This is a genomic window from Acinetobacter sp. XS-4, assembly GCF_023920705.1.
GTDB lineage: Bacteria > Pseudomonadota > Gammaproteobacteria > Pseudomonadales > Moraxellaceae > Acinetobacter.
In genome coordinates this window covers 448522-461872 of the sequence record NZ_CP094657.1, presented here as the reverse complement: position 1 = coordinate 461872, position 13351 = coordinate 448522, and the positions used below count along the sequence as shown (strand labels likewise).

General features: G+C 40.6%; 20 protein-coding genes. 1 reads left to right on the top strand and 19 read right to left on the bottom strand.

Annotated elements, in window-relative coordinates; genetic code table 11:
* Positions 1-11: 11 nt before the first annotated feature.
* The 3 genes from MMY79_RS02280 to MMY79_RS02270 form a co-directional block, all read right to left on the bottom strand.
* A complete protein-coding gene (locus tag MMY79_RS02280; RefSeq protein WP_111855003.1) occupies positions 12-1100 on the bottom strand; it encodes a hypothetical protein in 1089 nt (362 codons plus the stop codon).
* A 769-nt stretch (positions 1101-1869) separates the two neighbouring features.
* The gene (locus MMY79_RS02275) at positions 1870-2259 is read right to left on the bottom strand and encodes a hypothetical protein (protein WP_252611690.1); all 390 of its coding nucleotides are present in this window, start codon (positions 2257-2259) and stop codon (positions 1870-1872) included.
* Between the two features lie 6 nt (positions 2260-2265).
* Positions 2266-2523: a succinate dehydrogenase assembly factor 2 gene (locus MMY79_RS02270; protein WP_252611688.1), complete on the bottom strand. Its 258-nt coding sequence runs from the start codon at positions 2521-2523 to the stop codon at positions 2266-2268.
* A gap of 189 nt (positions 2524-2712) precedes the next feature.
* Here MMY79_RS02270 and MMY79_RS02265 point away from each other — a divergent pair, with 189 nt between their 5' ends.
* A complete protein-coding gene (locus MMY79_RS02265; protein ID WP_252611686.1) occupies positions 2713-3885 on the top strand; it encodes an acyl-CoA dehydrogenase family protein in 1173 nt (390 codons plus the stop codon).
* A 51-nt stretch (positions 3886-3936) separates the two neighbouring features.
* Here MMY79_RS02265 and MMY79_RS02260 read toward each other — a convergent pair whose 3' ends face one another.
* The 16 genes from MMY79_RS02260 to rplE all read right to left on the bottom strand — a co-directional run bounded on the left by MMY79_RS02260 (position 3937) and on the right by rplE (position 13336).
* A complete protein-coding gene (locus tag MMY79_RS02260; RefSeq protein ID WP_252611684.1) occupies positions 3937-5427 on the bottom strand; it encodes an NAD(P)/FAD-dependent oxidoreductase in 1491 nt (496 codons plus the stop codon).
* Positions 5428-5608: 181 nt separating this feature from the next.
* Positions 5609-5986 (bottom strand): 50S ribosomal protein L17, encoded by a 378-nt coding sequence (rplQ, locus tag MMY79_RS02255; RefSeq protein ID WP_002049717.1) that lies wholly within the window; start codon positions 5984-5986, stop codon positions 5609-5611.
* 18 nt (positions 5987-6004) lie between these two features.
* Positions 6005-7012, bottom strand: coding sequence for a DNA-directed RNA polymerase subunit alpha (rpoA, locus tag MMY79_RS02250; RefSeq protein WP_252611682.1), 1008 nt, complete (start codon positions 7010-7012; stop codon positions 6005-6007).
* A 17-nt stretch (positions 7013-7029) separates the two neighbouring features.
* Positions 7030-7656: a 30S ribosomal protein S4 gene (rpsD, locus tag MMY79_RS02245; RefSeq protein WP_005301294.1), complete on the bottom strand. Its 627-nt coding sequence runs from the start codon at positions 7654-7656 to the stop codon at positions 7030-7032.
* Positions 7657-7668: 12 nt separating this feature from the next.
* Positions 7669-8055, bottom strand: a complete 387-nt coding sequence (gene rpsK, locus MMY79_RS02240; RefSeq protein WP_001040166.1) for a 30S ribosomal protein S11 — start codon at positions 8053-8055, stop codon at positions 7669-7671.
* Between the two features lie 19 nt (positions 8056-8074).
* Entirely contained in the window at positions 8075-8431 is a 357-nt protein-coding gene (rpsM, locus tag MMY79_RS02235) for a 30S ribosomal protein S13 (RefSeq protein ID WP_003653646.1), read from the bottom strand.
* Between the two features lie 105 nt (positions 8432-8536).
* Positions 8537-8653 (bottom strand): 50S ribosomal protein L36, encoded by a 117-nt coding sequence (rpmJ, locus tag MMY79_RS02230; RefSeq protein ID WP_000867907.1) that lies wholly within the window; start codon positions 8651-8653, stop codon positions 8537-8539.
* Between the two features lie 20 nt (positions 8654-8673).
* Positions 8674-9993 carry a preprotein translocase subunit SecY gene (secY, locus tag MMY79_RS02225; protein ID WP_252613411.1) on the bottom strand — a complete coding sequence of 440 codons (1320 nt, stop codon included), beginning with the start codon at positions 9991-9993 and terminating at the stop codon, positions 8674-8676.
* A 45-nt stretch (positions 9994-10038) separates the two neighbouring features.
* The gene (gene rplO / locus MMY79_RS02220; RefSeq protein WP_003653650.1) at positions 10039-10479 is read right to left on the bottom strand and encodes a 50S ribosomal protein L15; all 441 of its coding nucleotides are present in this window, start codon (positions 10477-10479) and stop codon (positions 10039-10041) included.
* Between the two features lie 3 nt (positions 10480-10482).
* Positions 10483-10659, bottom strand: coding sequence for a 50S ribosomal protein L30 (gene rpmD / locus MMY79_RS02215; RefSeq protein WP_003653652.1), 177 nt, complete (start codon positions 10657-10659; stop codon positions 10483-10485).
* 6 nt (positions 10660-10665) lie between these two features.
* Positions 10666-11163, bottom strand: a complete 498-nt coding sequence (gene rpsE / locus MMY79_RS02210) for a 30S ribosomal protein S5 (protein WP_003653653.1) — start codon at positions 11161-11163, stop codon at positions 10666-10668.
* Between the two features lie 2 nt (positions 11164-11165).
* Positions 11166-11516 (bottom strand): 50S ribosomal protein L18, encoded by a 351-nt coding sequence (gene rplR, locus MMY79_RS02205; protein ID WP_005043857.1) that lies wholly within the window; start codon positions 11514-11516, stop codon positions 11166-11168.
* A 14-nt stretch (positions 11517-11530) separates the two neighbouring features.
* A complete protein-coding gene (gene rplF / locus MMY79_RS02200) occupies positions 11531-12064 on the bottom strand; it encodes a 50S ribosomal protein L6 (protein WP_003653655.1) in 534 nt (177 codons plus the stop codon).
* Positions 12065-12077: 13 nt separating this feature from the next.
* Positions 12078-12473 carry a 30S ribosomal protein S8 gene (gene rpsH / locus MMY79_RS02195; RefSeq protein ID WP_005038490.1) on the bottom strand — a complete coding sequence of 132 codons (396 nt, stop codon included), beginning with the start codon at positions 12471-12473 and terminating at the stop codon, positions 12078-12080.
* An 11-nt stretch (positions 12474-12484) separates the two neighbouring features.
* On the bottom strand, positions 12485-12790 hold the full coding sequence (rpsN, locus tag MMY79_RS02190; protein ID WP_016140109.1) for a 30S ribosomal protein S14: 306 nt from the start codon (positions 12788-12790) through the stop codon (positions 12485-12487).
* 9 nt (positions 12791-12799) lie between these two features.
* Positions 12800-13336, bottom strand: a complete 537-nt coding sequence (gene rplE / locus MMY79_RS02185; protein WP_003653658.1) for a 50S ribosomal protein L5 — start codon at positions 13334-13336, stop codon at positions 12800-12802.
* Positions 13337-13351: the final 15 nt, after the last annotated feature.

Sequence of the window (13351 nt, the reverse complement as noted above, 5' to 3'; positions counted from 1 at the left end):
TTCAAATATGTTTACTGTGCTGCTGGTGGAGCAGATGAATCCGCAGGAGCTTCAGATGCGGCTCCGCCATCAAATAACTCATCTAGCTCTGCTGCACCTTCATTCTTATCATCCCAGAAATGTGACATACCATCATCTCCGGTACGCACACCTGTATGCTCAGTCCAGTAACGGTCAGAAATGCCGCGTACAATCAGACCAGCCATACTATCGATTAACTTAAAGTTTGGGTTAACTGGCTTATCATCAGCTTGAGATGTCGCATAGGATCTTAATGCATCACGGATTTTTGCATCATCACCACTTGCTTGAGCAGCTACCGCATATAATGCATGAGATAAACGAACACCTTTTTGCTCACCAATTTGCACTGACTGTTTTAAAGTTTGGTATGGATCAGGTTTTCCTTCATCTGCCCCTGGCAATAAAGTCCAGATAACAGCACGCGTTGCGTTAGGTGCACCCCAGAATTTTTCATTATCTAGACAGACCATGCCACGCTCTACAATAGCAGCGATATCTTTTGGAACATTGACTGCGCCACCAGAGTTAATATCATTGGTCACAGCCTGAAGACCACTAATCATTCCAAGTAAATAAACTGTTTGATCAGTATCACTACGCATCGTTGGACAAGAATCACCTAAATGGTATTTATATTTAGATTCCCAACGATCAGCGAACAATTTATAGCCTGTATATTGACGCTCAGCAGCAATTGCTGCCCAACGCTTTTGAGCAATACGTGCATCTTGAGCTTCAGTTACCTGTCCTGCTTTTGATGCGCGCAAATAACGTAATTCCTGTTCTAAAGCTTGGTTTTCCGCACATACGCCTGACGCTGCATACATTAATACCGCAACACGCGTTGGATCTGCACCCATACCTTTAGTAGACATGATTGCTGGTGTTAAAGCACTACCAGTATTACAAACCATTTCAGCATCTTGCATTGCCAGAATAGGCGGAACGACGTGCTTTTCCGTAAAACCTAAAGCAACATTTGCTCCGGTTTTCACGACGTATGAACAACCTGATAAAACTGAAGCTGCAAGAAAACTCATCGCCAAACCTTGGCTTATTTTTTGGACTTTAGACATCTTCCTGTCCTCTATGTAATTTGTTTTTTCCTTTTCAGATGTACATTAGCAGATGCATATCTTGAATAAAAGAGTAATTACTCTAATTGTAGCGCTTATACTTTGACACACTTCACAACAGATAAAATTGACAGTTTTTCAGGGAAACAGAAATTTTAGGCAAAAAAAAGTAGCATTGCGACGGTTCAGCACATGCTACTTATTAACTGAGATAAGCTTTTAACGGCTTATATTATTTTTGTTCTATATAATCCTTAAGTAAAGTTCCTGCTCTTCCTACTACCACAGCCATAACCACTGCAATTAACAGAAACATCCACATTGAAATCTCCATGAGAGACCTCCTTACTACAATCGCACCCAGTCATAAACTAGACACTTGATGGAATTAATCGACTAAACAATTTAATAATTGACTGATCGACGACCTTGCATCCTCTGTCTCTTAACTTTGTTAAAATTAACTCTGTTAAGATGTTCCCTGAGTAAAGTTCCTGCTCTTCCTATCACCACTGCCAAAATTACGGCAATGACCAAGAACGACCATGTTGGCATCTCCATTTTGAGACCTCCGACACACTTTACGTTGGTGTTTGTACTTTAACCGATCAAATTGATACCCATAGGTGAAATTGTCAGACAATTGTATTTCCTTAGCTTTTTTCTATATTTTAATTAGACAATCTTGAACTCGAGCAAAAAAATAAAGACTAAATTATTGTTTCTTATTTATTTTTAATAAATATACAAATGTAGAATTGTCTAACAATTAATGAAGTTTCTGTAAGATTTTTAACTTTTTCCAATGCTGCAAAGAAAGTTGATCAAACCAAATTATGGCTACTTTCATGGGTGCTCCCTCAAAATAAATAACCATAAATATCTGATAATCAATTATTTTAGTAATTTCTAAACGAGAAATAATCTTTTGCGAAGAGTAAGCTACTGACCAAAAATTTTGATCTAAATATGCAATTTGAGAAATTCGTGATTGTTTTAAAAATATTAGAAAACTAATAGAGAAAAGGATGAGCGCTACCAACCACCAGATTGGCGATAACAATTGATAAAGTAGGATTGCTAAACTCAAGCCAATAAAAAGCTGAAATATTATCGAGAAGCGACTATATTTCAGCTCAAAATTCAATTCTTTTATCAAAACAGTTTAGCCATGCACATACTGTTTTAATTTATAAATAAATTCACGTAACTCTGTGCGTGGAGGTTCAGAAACTTCCATGAACCAATCTAGTAAATCTGGATCTTCTTGTTCCACTAATTCTGCAAATAAAGCCTTCTCTGCCGGATCCGCTTGTAGATAATAGTTTTTTACATAAGGGTCAAAATAGACGTCAATTTCTTTCAAGCCGCGGCGTGCTCGATAAACTACTTTACGTTCTTCCAAGGTCATTTCGTCAGACATTTATTTCCCCATCTGCGTTGATAGTGGGCTTAGTTTACCTGATCACATTCCAAAGATCGCTAAAAATATCAAATTGACCAAATTTATCATCTTGTCCTCATAATTGAGCATTCATCACATTGTTAGCCCTGAAATGCTTCCGTATGTTTAAGGAAATAACATCACACCTGAACCAAGGAAGAAATACAAATGCAATCTGGTGCCATCCGTCCTATTCCAAATATGTTACCGAGACAATTATTCAATGAAGAGCATGAGGCTTTTCGCGAGACAGTACGTAAATTCTATGAAAAAGAAGTTGTTCCCAATATTGAAAAATATGAAAAACTGCAACATGTTGACCGAGACCTTTGGAATAAGGCCGGAGAATTGGGCCTCTTGTGTACCACAATGCCAGAGCAATATGGTGGGTCTGGAGTAGACCGTTTGTACAGCATGATCTTAATTGAAGAGCAAGCTTATGCTATGGACTCTAGTACGGGTTTTTCCTTGCACTCAGATATTGTTGCCAATTATGTAAATAACTTTGGTAATGAAGAACAGAAACAAAAGTGGTTACCGAAAATGGCAACAGGAGAAGTGGTCACCGCTATTGCCATGACTGAGCCTGGTACCGGTTCTGATTTACAAGCAGTAAGAACCACAGCCGTACTTGACGGTGATGATTACGTCATTAATGGTTCAAAGATTTTCATTACGAATGGCTACTTATGTGACATGGTCGTAGTCGTTTGTAAAACGGGTAATAACGAGAAAGGTTCAGCGAATTTATCACTTATTATTGTTGAAGCAGACAGAGCTGGTTTTAGCAAAGGTAAGCCTCTTAATAAGATTGGAATGAAAGGCCAAGATACGTGCGAATTATTTTTTGATAACGTTCGTGTTCCTAAAGAAAATCTCTTAGGTATGGAAGGTATGGGCTTTATCATGCTCATGAAAGAGTTGGCTTGGGAACGAATGCTGGTCGCTATTATTTGTCAGGCAGGCGCTGAGGCAGCATTTGCACATACTGTCCAATACACAAAAGACCGTAAAGCATTTGGCAAACCTGTTAGTGCATTTCAAAATACGCGTTTTAAACTTGCTGAACTGAGAACAGAAATAGATTTCTGCCGTACTTATTTAGATCGTTGTATGGAATTACAACTTGAAGAAAAATTAAGTGTAGAAGCGGCCGCAGCTGCTAAATATAAAATTTCAGACATGTTCTCAAAAGTTGTAGATGATTGTCTTCAATTACATGGTGGTTATGGTTACATGCTTGAATATCCAATTGCACGTGCCTACATAGATCACCGAGCAAATCGAATTTATGCAGGTACCAATGAAATTATGAAAGAATTAATCTCTAGAACACTTTAATAACTCCATTATAAAAGGGGCATTACGCCCCTTTTATTTATCTAATATCTATTAAGATACCAGTTTTGGTTTACGCTCATTCGTTTCTGAACGTTTATGAAAATGTAAAACACCATCTTCAAATTTTGAATTTTTTAGTGACTTTCTATCTTCTAAATAGTTATTAGTCACTTGCCATGGAGCATGCTTACCTTGTTTTGGAAGTTCATGTGCCGCACGGCTAATATAACCTGAAGACAGTTTACCCATTACAGTATCTTCTTCCATTTCAGTTTTATCACCAGACGGAACTACTTCATCATAACTATTTTTGTCCATATAGTTTAACAAGCGACAAATATATTCCGCAGCGATATCAACCTTAAGGGTCCATGATGCATTTACATAACCAATAATCATGGCCATGTTTGGTACATCACTCAACATTACACCGTTATAAAGCATATGTTCAGATGAGTTAACAGCTTTACCATCAATAGTAGCCTGAACACCACCCATAATCTGAACTTGCAAACCAGTTGCAGAAATCACGATATCTGCATCAAGATGTTTACCAGATTTAAGTAAAATACCTTTTTCCGTAAATTTCTCAACTTGATCTGTTTCTACACTCGCTTTACCTTCACGCAAAATCTTAAATAAGTCACCATCAGGTACCACGCATAGGCGCTGATCCCAAGGATTATATGAAGGCGTAAAATGCTTCATATCAACTTTACCCTTTAACTGCACTTCAATTGCTTTTAAGAGTAAACGACGTACAGTTTTTGGATGTTTCTGTGATAATGCATAAATTGCACGCTGCATACCAATATTACGTGCGCGAGTAAATTTATAAGCGGCTTCTTCAGACATAAATCTACGCGTTTTTTCATAGATGAAGTCGATAGACGGTACGCTAGCAATATATGTAGGTGAACGCTGCAACATGGTTACATGACCTGCTCCGCCCTTCGCCATTGCTGGTACTAAAGTAATTGCAGTTGCGCCACTACCAATAATAACGACTTTTTTACCCGTATAATCTAAATTCTCAGGCCAATGCTGTGGGTGAATAAGTTGCCCTTTAAATGCTTCTTGATTTGGGAAAGAAGGCGCATATCCTTGATCATAATTATAATAACCAGTACACCCTACAACAAAATTAGCAATCCAAGTCTGTTGTTTTTTCTTACCATCTTCAATTACAACCTGCCATTTCTTTGATTCAGAATCGTAATTAGCAGAAAGCACACGATGACCAAAGTGAATTTTTTCTTTTAACTTATACTCATCAATTACTTCACCTAAATACCCTTTAATAGAAGCACCATCAGCTAATACATTCGCTTTACACCATGGCTTAAAATTAAAACCAAATGTCGACATATCTGAGTCTGAACGAATACCTGGATAACGGAAAAGATCCCATGTTCCGCCAAAAGATTCACGACGCTCTAAAATTTCAAATTGGCGTTGTGGAGAGTTTTTTGACAAATGGGCAGCAATTCCAATTCCTGAAATACCTGCACCAATAATTAAAATATCAACTTGCTTTTCCATTTTATTTTTATACCCATTGTTGAGAATATAAGTTTATTAAAGCACAATTTTGACAATACGCAATGTCAAGTTTGACCGTTTATCCGTTTTTTTATGTCACTTGGGGACATTTTTATAATTTTATCAATTAACAGAAATAAAAAAGACCGGTATAAAACCGGTCTTTTTTGAATAAAATCAATTATTCAGCTGAAGTATTCACTTCACGATCTACAAGCTCAACGTAAGCCATCGGTGCTGCATCACCAGCACGGAAGCCCGCTTTAAGAACACGTAGATAACCGCCGTTACGTTCTTTGTAACGAGGGCCAAGTACTGTAAATAATTTACCTACAGTTGCAGCATTACGAGTACGAGCAAATGCTAAACGACGATTTGCTACAGTATCGTTTTTTGCTAGAGTGATTAAAGGCTCAGCAACACGACGTAATTCTTTAGCTTTAGGCACAGTTGTTTTGATCAACTCGTGTTCAAATAAAGAATTAGCCAAGTTTTGGAACATCGCTTTACGATGGCTGCTTGTACGGCCTAATTTCACACCACTATTACGATGACGCATGGTGATAGTCCTACTTAATTAACGGCTACGATAGGCAAAACGGTCGTCCATACGAAGACTAGCTGGTGGCCAGTTTTCAAGACGCATACCGAGTTGTAAGCCTTTCGATGCCAAAACATCTTTGATCTCTGTTAACGATTTTTTACCAAGGTTAGGAGTTTTTAACAACTCAACTTCAGTACGTTGAACAAGATCACCAATGTAGTAAATATTTTCTGCTTTCAAACAGTTAGCAGAACGAACAGTAAGCTCTAGATCATCTACTGGGCGAAGCAAGATTGGGTCAACTTCTTCACGAGGCTCTTGAGCAACTGGAGTTTGGTCTTTCTGAAGATCAACAAAAATTGCAATTTGTTGTTGCAAGATAGTTGCCGCTTTGCGGATTGCTTCTTCAGGATCAACCGTTCCATTTGTCTCGAGGTCGATTACCAGTTTATCTAAATCAGTACGTTGTTCTACACGCGCATTTTCAACGGTGTAAGAAACACGCTTAATCGGGCTATAAGAAGCATCTAATTGCAAACGACCAACAGGACGTGTTTCACCTTCAGGGAAACGAGAATCAGATGTTTCATAACCACGACCTTGAGAAACCTTCAAGCGCATTTTTAATGAGCCTGAAGCACTCAAAGTACCAATTAGATGCTCTGGGTTAACCACTTCAACATTATGAGGTAAACGAAGATCAGCAGCAGTAATTTCGCCTGGACCTTGTTTCTCTAATGTTAAATATGCTTCATTTTGATCGAACAGCTTAATAGACAATCCTTTTAGGTTCAGCAAGAGCTCGACGATGTCCTGCTGCAAGCCTTCTAAAGTACTGTACTCGTGCTCGACACCTTCTATCTCTACTTCAACCACAGCAGCGCCAGGTAAAGAAGACAATAGAATGCGACGTAAAGCATTACCTAGAGTATGGCCAAAACCACGCTCTAAAGGTTCTAGAATCACTTTTGCCGAGGTCCCGCTAACCGCTTCGACCTTGATCGCTTGCGGAGTTAGAAACTCGTTTGCAGTACGCGTCATTATTGCTACCTCAAGGATTATTTAGAATACAATTCTACAATCAAGCTTTCATTGATTTCAGCAGGTAAATCAGCACGATCTGGTGCAGCTTTAAACGTACCTTCAAGCTTAGAATGATCAACATCGATCCAAGCTGGAATACCACGTTGTGCAGCTAACTCAATCGCGTTTTTAATACGCAATTGTTGTTTAGCACCTTCGTGAACCGCAATTACATCACCAGCTTTAACTTGAATAGATGCGATGTTTACACGACGACCATTCAAAGTAATGCTACGGTGACTTACTAACTGACGAGCTTCTGCACGTGTAGAACCAAAACCCATGCGATAAACAACGTTATCAAGACGGCTTTCAAGCAATTTCAACAAGTTCTCACCTGTTGCGCCTTTAACACGAGCTGCTTCTTTATAGTAGTTACTAAATTGACGTTCTAACACACCGTAAATACGACGGACTTTTTGTTTTTCACGTAATTGTAGTGAATACTCAGATTGCTTACCACCGCGTGCCTGACCATGTTGACCAGGTGCTTTGTTAGCTTTTTTAGTTTTGACGTCAAAAGGTTTAACGCCAGATTTAAGTTGCAGGTCTGTCCCTTCGCGGCGAGAGAGTTTGCATTTTGGACCAATATAACGAGCCATGAATGTTTCTCCTTACACGCGACGTTTTTTAGGTGGACGGCAACCGTTGTGAGGAATTGGCGTCACATCGGTAATGCTGTTAATTTTATAACCCACTGCGCCTAATGCACGAACCGCAGACTCACGACCTGGACCAGGACCTTTTACAAGGACATCCAGATTTTTCAAACCGTAATCTAAAGCTGCTTTACCAGCAACTTCAGCAGCTACCTGAGCAGCAAACGGAGTTGATTTACGTGAACCACGGAAGCCTTGTCCACCAGAGGTGGCCCAAGCCAATGCATTACCTTGACGATCAGTAATCGTAACAATGGTGTTATTAAAAGACGCGTGAATGTGTGCAACACCTTCAGAGACGGTACGAGTGACCTTCTTGCGTGTGCGAGTATCTTTAGCCATCTTTTAGCTTCCAGAAATCTTACTTTTTAATCGGTTTGCGCGGACCTTTACGGGTACGTGCGTTAGTTTTGGTGCGTTGACCACGGACAGGCAAGCTGCGACGATGGCGAAGGCCGCGATAGCAACCCAAATCCATTAAACGTTTAATGTTCATGGAAATTTCGCGACGTAAGTCACCTTCGGTAGGAACCTTAGCAACTTCTGCACGAATCGCATCGAGCTGAGCATCGTCCAACTCACGGATCTTAGTAGTTTCAGTAATACCAACTGCAGTTAAGATATTCTTAGCAGTATGGCGACCGACACCAAAGATGTAAGTGAGGGAGATAACAGCATGCTTGTTATCCGGAATGTTTACACCGGCAATACGAGCCATTCACTTTCTCCAAAAAGGCAGTAGAGATAATCAACCGCCCCACAAAATCTTGAGGGGCGGATATTAACCCAATTCGCCTACTGAAATCAACAGGTCTTGATTAGATTAACCTTGACGCTGCTTATGACGAGGTTCTGCGCTACAAATTACGCGAATAACCCCATTACGACGGATAACTTTACAGCTACCACAAATTTTCTTTACAGAAGCTTGTACTTTCATGATGAAACCTCTAAGTGCGCTTATCCCTTAGGATGAGCAGTCGTTTTTCTCATTAATGTTTGATTATCATATTGATGAGATGTTAAGTGCGCTTGTAGCTGAGCCATAAAGTCCATAACAACGACAACTACGATTAGTAATGATGTACCGCCCAAAGAGAATGGGATTCCAAAAGAACTTTGTAGAATCATTGGCATTAAACAAATGACCGTAATATAAATCGCACCAATAAACGTCAAACGATTAAGAATATGATCTAAGTAACGAGCAGTTTGCTCACCTGGGCGAATACCAGGCACATAAGCTCCGCTGCGTTTTAGATTTTCTGATACTTCCTTAGGGCTAAATACTAAAGCCGTATAAAAGTAACAGAAAAAGATAATTAACGCACCAAAGAGCACCAAATACAAAGGCTGTCCAGGCGACAATACTAAAGCTAAGTCTTGTAAGCTACGCTTAATTAATCCAGCATTTGCATCTGCACTTCCTACCCATTGACCAAGACTTGCTGGGAACAATAGTAAAGAACTTGCAAAAATCGCAGGAATCACACCAGCCATATTAATTTTCAATGGTAAATGTGTCTGCTGTGCTGTAAATATACGACGACCTTGCTGCTTTTGTGCATAGTTTACTGGAATACGACGTTGTGCTTTTTCAATAAACACAATCGCAGCCAATACACCTAAAGACAAGAGACCAAAAATCACAAGACCAATTAAGCTTGTCTGACCATTATCTACTGATGAAACTGATTGCATAATTAATTTAGGCAAACCAGAAACAATACCAGCAAAAATAATCATTGAGATACCGTTACCAATACCTCTTTCAGTGATTTGTTCACCTAGCCACATTAAGAACATAGTTCCAGCGACAAGTGATGTAACTGCTGGCACATAAAACTCAAGCCCAACTGACAGAGTGATACCCTGACCAATCAAACCTGCGCACATACCAACTGCCTGAACCACTGCAAGCAATAATGTACCCTGACGCGTATATTGATTAATTTTACGCTTACCTTGCTCACCTTCCTTTTTCAAGGCTTCTAGTGACGGAATTACCGTAGACATTAACTGCACAATAATTGATGCAGAAATGTAAGGCATGATTCCTAAAGCAAGAATAGACATTCGCTCTAAAGCACCGCCAGAAAACATATTGAATAGCCCAAGAATAGTTCCTTGGTTCGCATGAAATAAATTTTCTAACGCAGCATTATTAATGCCTGGTACTGGAATATGCGCTCCTAGTCGAAAGACCAGCAATGCACCGATTAGAAAACTCATCCGGCGAATAATTTCACGATATTTCACATGAAATGGCTGACCTTTCATCATGTTGACATGACCTGAAGAACTAGGAGACATAGACACTCGAGATTACTCCTCGACTTTGCCGCCAGCTGCTTCAATCGCAGCTTTAGCGCCTTTAGTCAATGCAACACCTTGAACAGTGAATGCACGAGTGATTTCACCAGAAAGCACGATACGAGCACGAATTTGGTCACGACGAACAACATTCGCAGCTTTCAAAGTTTCTAGGCTAACGATGTCGCCTTCAACTTTGCTTAACTCAGATAAACGTACTTCAGCAGTTTTTAAAGCGATTTGGCTAGTGAAACCGAATTTAGGTAAACGACGATAAATCGCTGTTTGACCGCCTTCAAAGCCTGGACGAACGCCACCACTTTTACGTGATTTTTGACCTTTGACACCACGGCCACCGGTCTTACCAACGCCAGAACCGATACCACGGCCTAAACGACGGTTTTCACGTTTTGCACCTTCCGCAGGCGCAAGCTCATTTAAACGCAGAGTCATGGCTTATTCCTCTACACTAACCATATAGTAGACTTTGTTGACCATACCACGGTTAGAAGGCGTATCTTGCACTTCTACAGTATGACCAATACGACGCAGACCTAAACCTTGTAAGCAAAGCTTGTGATTTTTCAAGCGATGTGAAGAAGATTTAGTCTGGGTAACTTTAATCGTTTTCATGATTGATTACCCTTGAATTTCTGCTACTGATTTACCACGTTTCGCAGCGACTTTCTCAGGAGAAGTCATATCACGCAAACCTTTGAAAGTTGCGTTTACTACGTTTGCAGCATTAGTAGAACCATAACATTTAGCAAGTACGTTATGCACGCCTGCAGCTTCTAGAACGGCACGCATTGCGCCACCAGCGATTACGCCAGTACCTTCAGAAGCAGGTTGCATGTATACACGGCTTGCACCATGACGAGCATTCACAGGGTGTTGTAAAGTAGTACCAGCAAGGTCTACAGTAATCATGTTGCGACGTGCAGCTTCAAGTGCTTTAGAAATAGCAGCTGGAACTTCACGTGCTTTACCACGACCAAAACCAACACGACCATTACCATCACCCACAACAGTTAATGCTGTGAAAGAGAAGATACGACCGCCCTTAACAACTTTGGCTACACGATCAACGGCAACCAGCTTTTCAACAAGACCTTCGTTTTGTTCAACTTTAGCCATGATTAGAACTCCAAGCCGTTTTCACGAGCAGCATCAGCCAAGGCTTTGATACGACCATGATATTTAAAACCAGAACGGTCAAATGCAACTTTAGTTACACCAGCTGCTTTCGCGCGCTCTGCGATTAAAGTGCCTACTTTAGTAGCAGCATCAACATTACCTGTAGTACCGCTACGTAAAGATGCATCCAAAGTTGAAGCTTGTGCTAAAACTTTGCCACCATCTGCTGAAATAACTTGAGCATAGATGTGACGCGGAGTGCGGTTTACACACAAACGAGTCGCACCCAATGCACGGATGTGCAAGCGTGTGCTTTTCGCACGACGCAAACGGGTTTGTTTCTTTTCGTTCATAAGAACCTCGCGCCTTATTTCTTCTTAGCTTCTTTACGAAGAATGACTTCATCCGAATAACGAACACCTTTACCTTTATATGGTTCAGGAGAACGATACGCACGGATTTCTGCCGCTACTTGACCTAACAACTGCTTGTTTGCTGATTTCAAAATGATTTCAGTTGCAGTTGGAGTTTCCGCTGTTACACTTTCAGGTAAAGCGTAGTCAATTGGGTGTGAAAAACCAAGGTTAAGGTTTACAACAGTACCTTTAACCGCAGCTTTATAACCAACACCAACTAGCTGCAACTTACGTTCGAAGCCTTCGCTAACCCCTTTTACAAGGTTATTCAATACAGCGCGAGCAGTACCAGCTTGCATCCAAGCATCTTTCGATTCTTTAACTGGAGCAAGTTGAAGTTTACCTTCTTCCTGTTTTAGCTCGACCAGCGCATGCAGGTTGAAAGACAACGTACCTTTGCTGCCTTTCACTTCGACCTGCCGGCCGTTCTGAGTAACTGTTACACCATTCGGTACAGTTACTGGGGCTTTAGCCACACGAGACATGAGGAATCACCTATTAAGAAACAAAAGCAATAACTTCACCACCAACGCCCGCAGCACGTGCAGCGCGATCAGTCATGATGCCTTTGCTTGTAGAAACAATTGCAATACCTAAACCTTGCTTAACGCTTGGAAGTTTATCTTTACCGCGGTATTGGCGAAGACCTGGACGGCTTACGCGCTTAACCACTTCGATAACTGGTTTGCCTTCGAAATATTTTAAAGTAATTGTCAAAGTAGATTTTGTCTCTTCTTGAGCAACTTCTACATTTGAAATATAACCTTCTTGTTGAAGAACGTTTGCAATTGCAACTTTCAACTTAGAAGAAGGCATAGAAACAGTTTGTTTCTTAGCCATTTGTGCGTTACGAACACGTGTTAGCATGTCGGCAACGGTATCTTGCATACTCATTTAGTCGCTCCTTACCAGCTTGCCTTAACAACGCCTGGTACATCACCCTGCATTACTGTTTCACGTAATTTGTTACGGCTTAAACCGAACTTACGGAAGTAACCATGAGGACGACCAGTTAAACCACAACGGTTACGAAGACGCACCGGAGATGCATTACGTGGCAATGCCTGTAACTTTAACGTCGCTTCGAAACGCTCTTCTTCACTTGCGTTTACGTTTGCAATAGTAGCTTTTAATTCAGCACGTTTTGCAGCGTATTTCGCAACTGTTTTTTCGCGTTTCAATTCGCGATTAATCATACCTTTCTTAGCCATATCGACCTCTTATTTGAACGGGAAGCCGAATGCACGCATAAGCGCACGGCCTTCGTCATCGGTGCGAGCAGTCGTAGTAATAGTAATATCCATACCACGAATACGATCAATCTTATCGAAATCGATTTCAGGGAAAACGATTTGCTCTTTCAAACCCATTGAGTAGTTACCACGACCATCAAATGATTTCGAAGAGAAACCACGGAAGTCACGGATACGAGGGATTGCGATTGAGATCAAACGATCCAAGAATTCGTACATTTGGTCGCCACGTAAAGTAACTTTACAACCAATCGGCCATCCATCACGGATTTTAAAACCTGCGATAGATTTACGAGCTAGTGTAATTACTGGTTTTTGACCAGCAATTAACTGCATGTCGACTACAGCACCATCTAATAATTTCTTATCAGTTGCAGCTGCGCCCACACCCATGTTTAGGGTGATTTTTGTGATGCGTGGAATTTCCATCACGTTCTTAACGCTAAGTTCTTCTTTTAACTTTGCTTTAAGTTCATCATTGTAACGTGCTTTAAGTCTGGCCATCGCCTTTTCAACCTA

Excerpts from the sequence above, each read along its gene's own strand:
- rpsN (WP_016140109.1), bottom strand. The coding sequence starts at position 12,790 with ATGGCTAAGAAAGGTATGATTAATCGCGAATTGAAACGCGAAAAAACA.
- rpsK (WP_001040166.1), bottom strand. The coding sequence starts at position 8,055 with ATGGCTAAAGATACTCGCACACGCAAGAAGGTCACTCGTACCGTCTCT.
- rpmD (WP_003653652.1), bottom strand. The coding sequence starts at position 10,659 with ATGAAAACGATTAAAGTTACCCAGACTAAATCTTCTTCACATCGCTTG.
- MMY79_RS02280 (WP_111855003.1), bottom strand. The coding sequence starts at position 1,100 with ATGTCTAAAGTCCAAAAAATAAGCCAAGGTTTGGCGATGAGTTTTCTT.
- MMY79_RS02260 (WP_252611684.1), bottom strand. The coding sequence starts at position 5,427 with ATGGAAAAGCAAGTTGATATTTTAATTATTGGTGCAGGTATTTCAGGA.
- rpsD (WP_005301294.1), bottom strand. The coding sequence starts at position 7,656 with ATGGCTCGTTATATTGGTCCAAAATGCAAACTCTCTCGCCGCGAAGGG.
- MMY79_RS02265 (WP_252611686.1), top strand. The coding sequence starts at position 2,713 with ATGCAATCTGGTGCCATCCGTCCTATTCCAAATATGTTACCGAGACAA.
- MMY79_RS02270 (WP_252611688.1), bottom strand. The coding sequence starts at position 2,523 with ATGTCTGACGAAATGACCTTGGAAGAACGTAAAGTAGTTTATCGAGCA.
- rpmJ (WP_000867907.1), bottom strand. The coding sequence starts at position 8,653 with ATGAAAGTACAAGCTTCTGTAAAGAAAATTTGTGGTAGCTGTAAAGTT.
- rplO (WP_003653650.1), bottom strand. The coding sequence starts at position 10,479 with ATGACTCTGCGTTTAAATGAGCTTGCGCCTGCGGAAGGTGCAAAACGT.
- rpsM (WP_003653646.1), bottom strand. The coding sequence starts at position 8,431 with ATGGCTCGTATTGCCGGTGTAAACATTCCGGATAACAAGCATGCTGTT.
- rplQ (WP_002049717.1), bottom strand. The coding sequence starts at position 5,986 with ATGCGTCATCGTAATAGTGGTGTGAAATTAGGCCGTACAAGCAGCCAT.
- rplE (WP_003653658.1), bottom strand. The coding sequence starts at position 13,336 with ATGGCCAGACTTAAAGCACGTTACAATGATGAACTTAAAGCAAAGTTA.
- rplF (WP_003653655.1), bottom strand. The coding sequence starts at position 12,064 with ATGTCTCGTGTGGCTAAAGCCCCAGTAACTGTACCGAATGGTGTAACA.
- rplR (WP_005043857.1), bottom strand. The coding sequence starts at position 11,516 with ATGAACGAAAAGAAACAAACCCGTTTGCGTCGTGCGAAAAGCACACGC.
- rpsE (WP_003653653.1), bottom strand. The coding sequence starts at position 11,163 with ATGGCTAAAGTTGAACAAAACGAAGGTCTTGTTGAAAAGCTGGTTGCC.
- rpoA (WP_252611682.1), bottom strand. The coding sequence starts at position 7,012 with ATGACGCGTACTGCAAACGAGTTTCTAACTCCGCAAGCGATCAAGGTC.
- secY (WP_252613411.1), bottom strand. The coding sequence starts at position 9,993 with ATGAAAGGTCAGCCATTTCATGTGAAATATCGTGAAATTATTCGCCGG.
- rpsH (WP_005038490.1), bottom strand. The coding sequence starts at position 12,473 with ATGAGTATGCAAGATACCGTTGCCGACATGCTAACACGTGTTCGTAAC.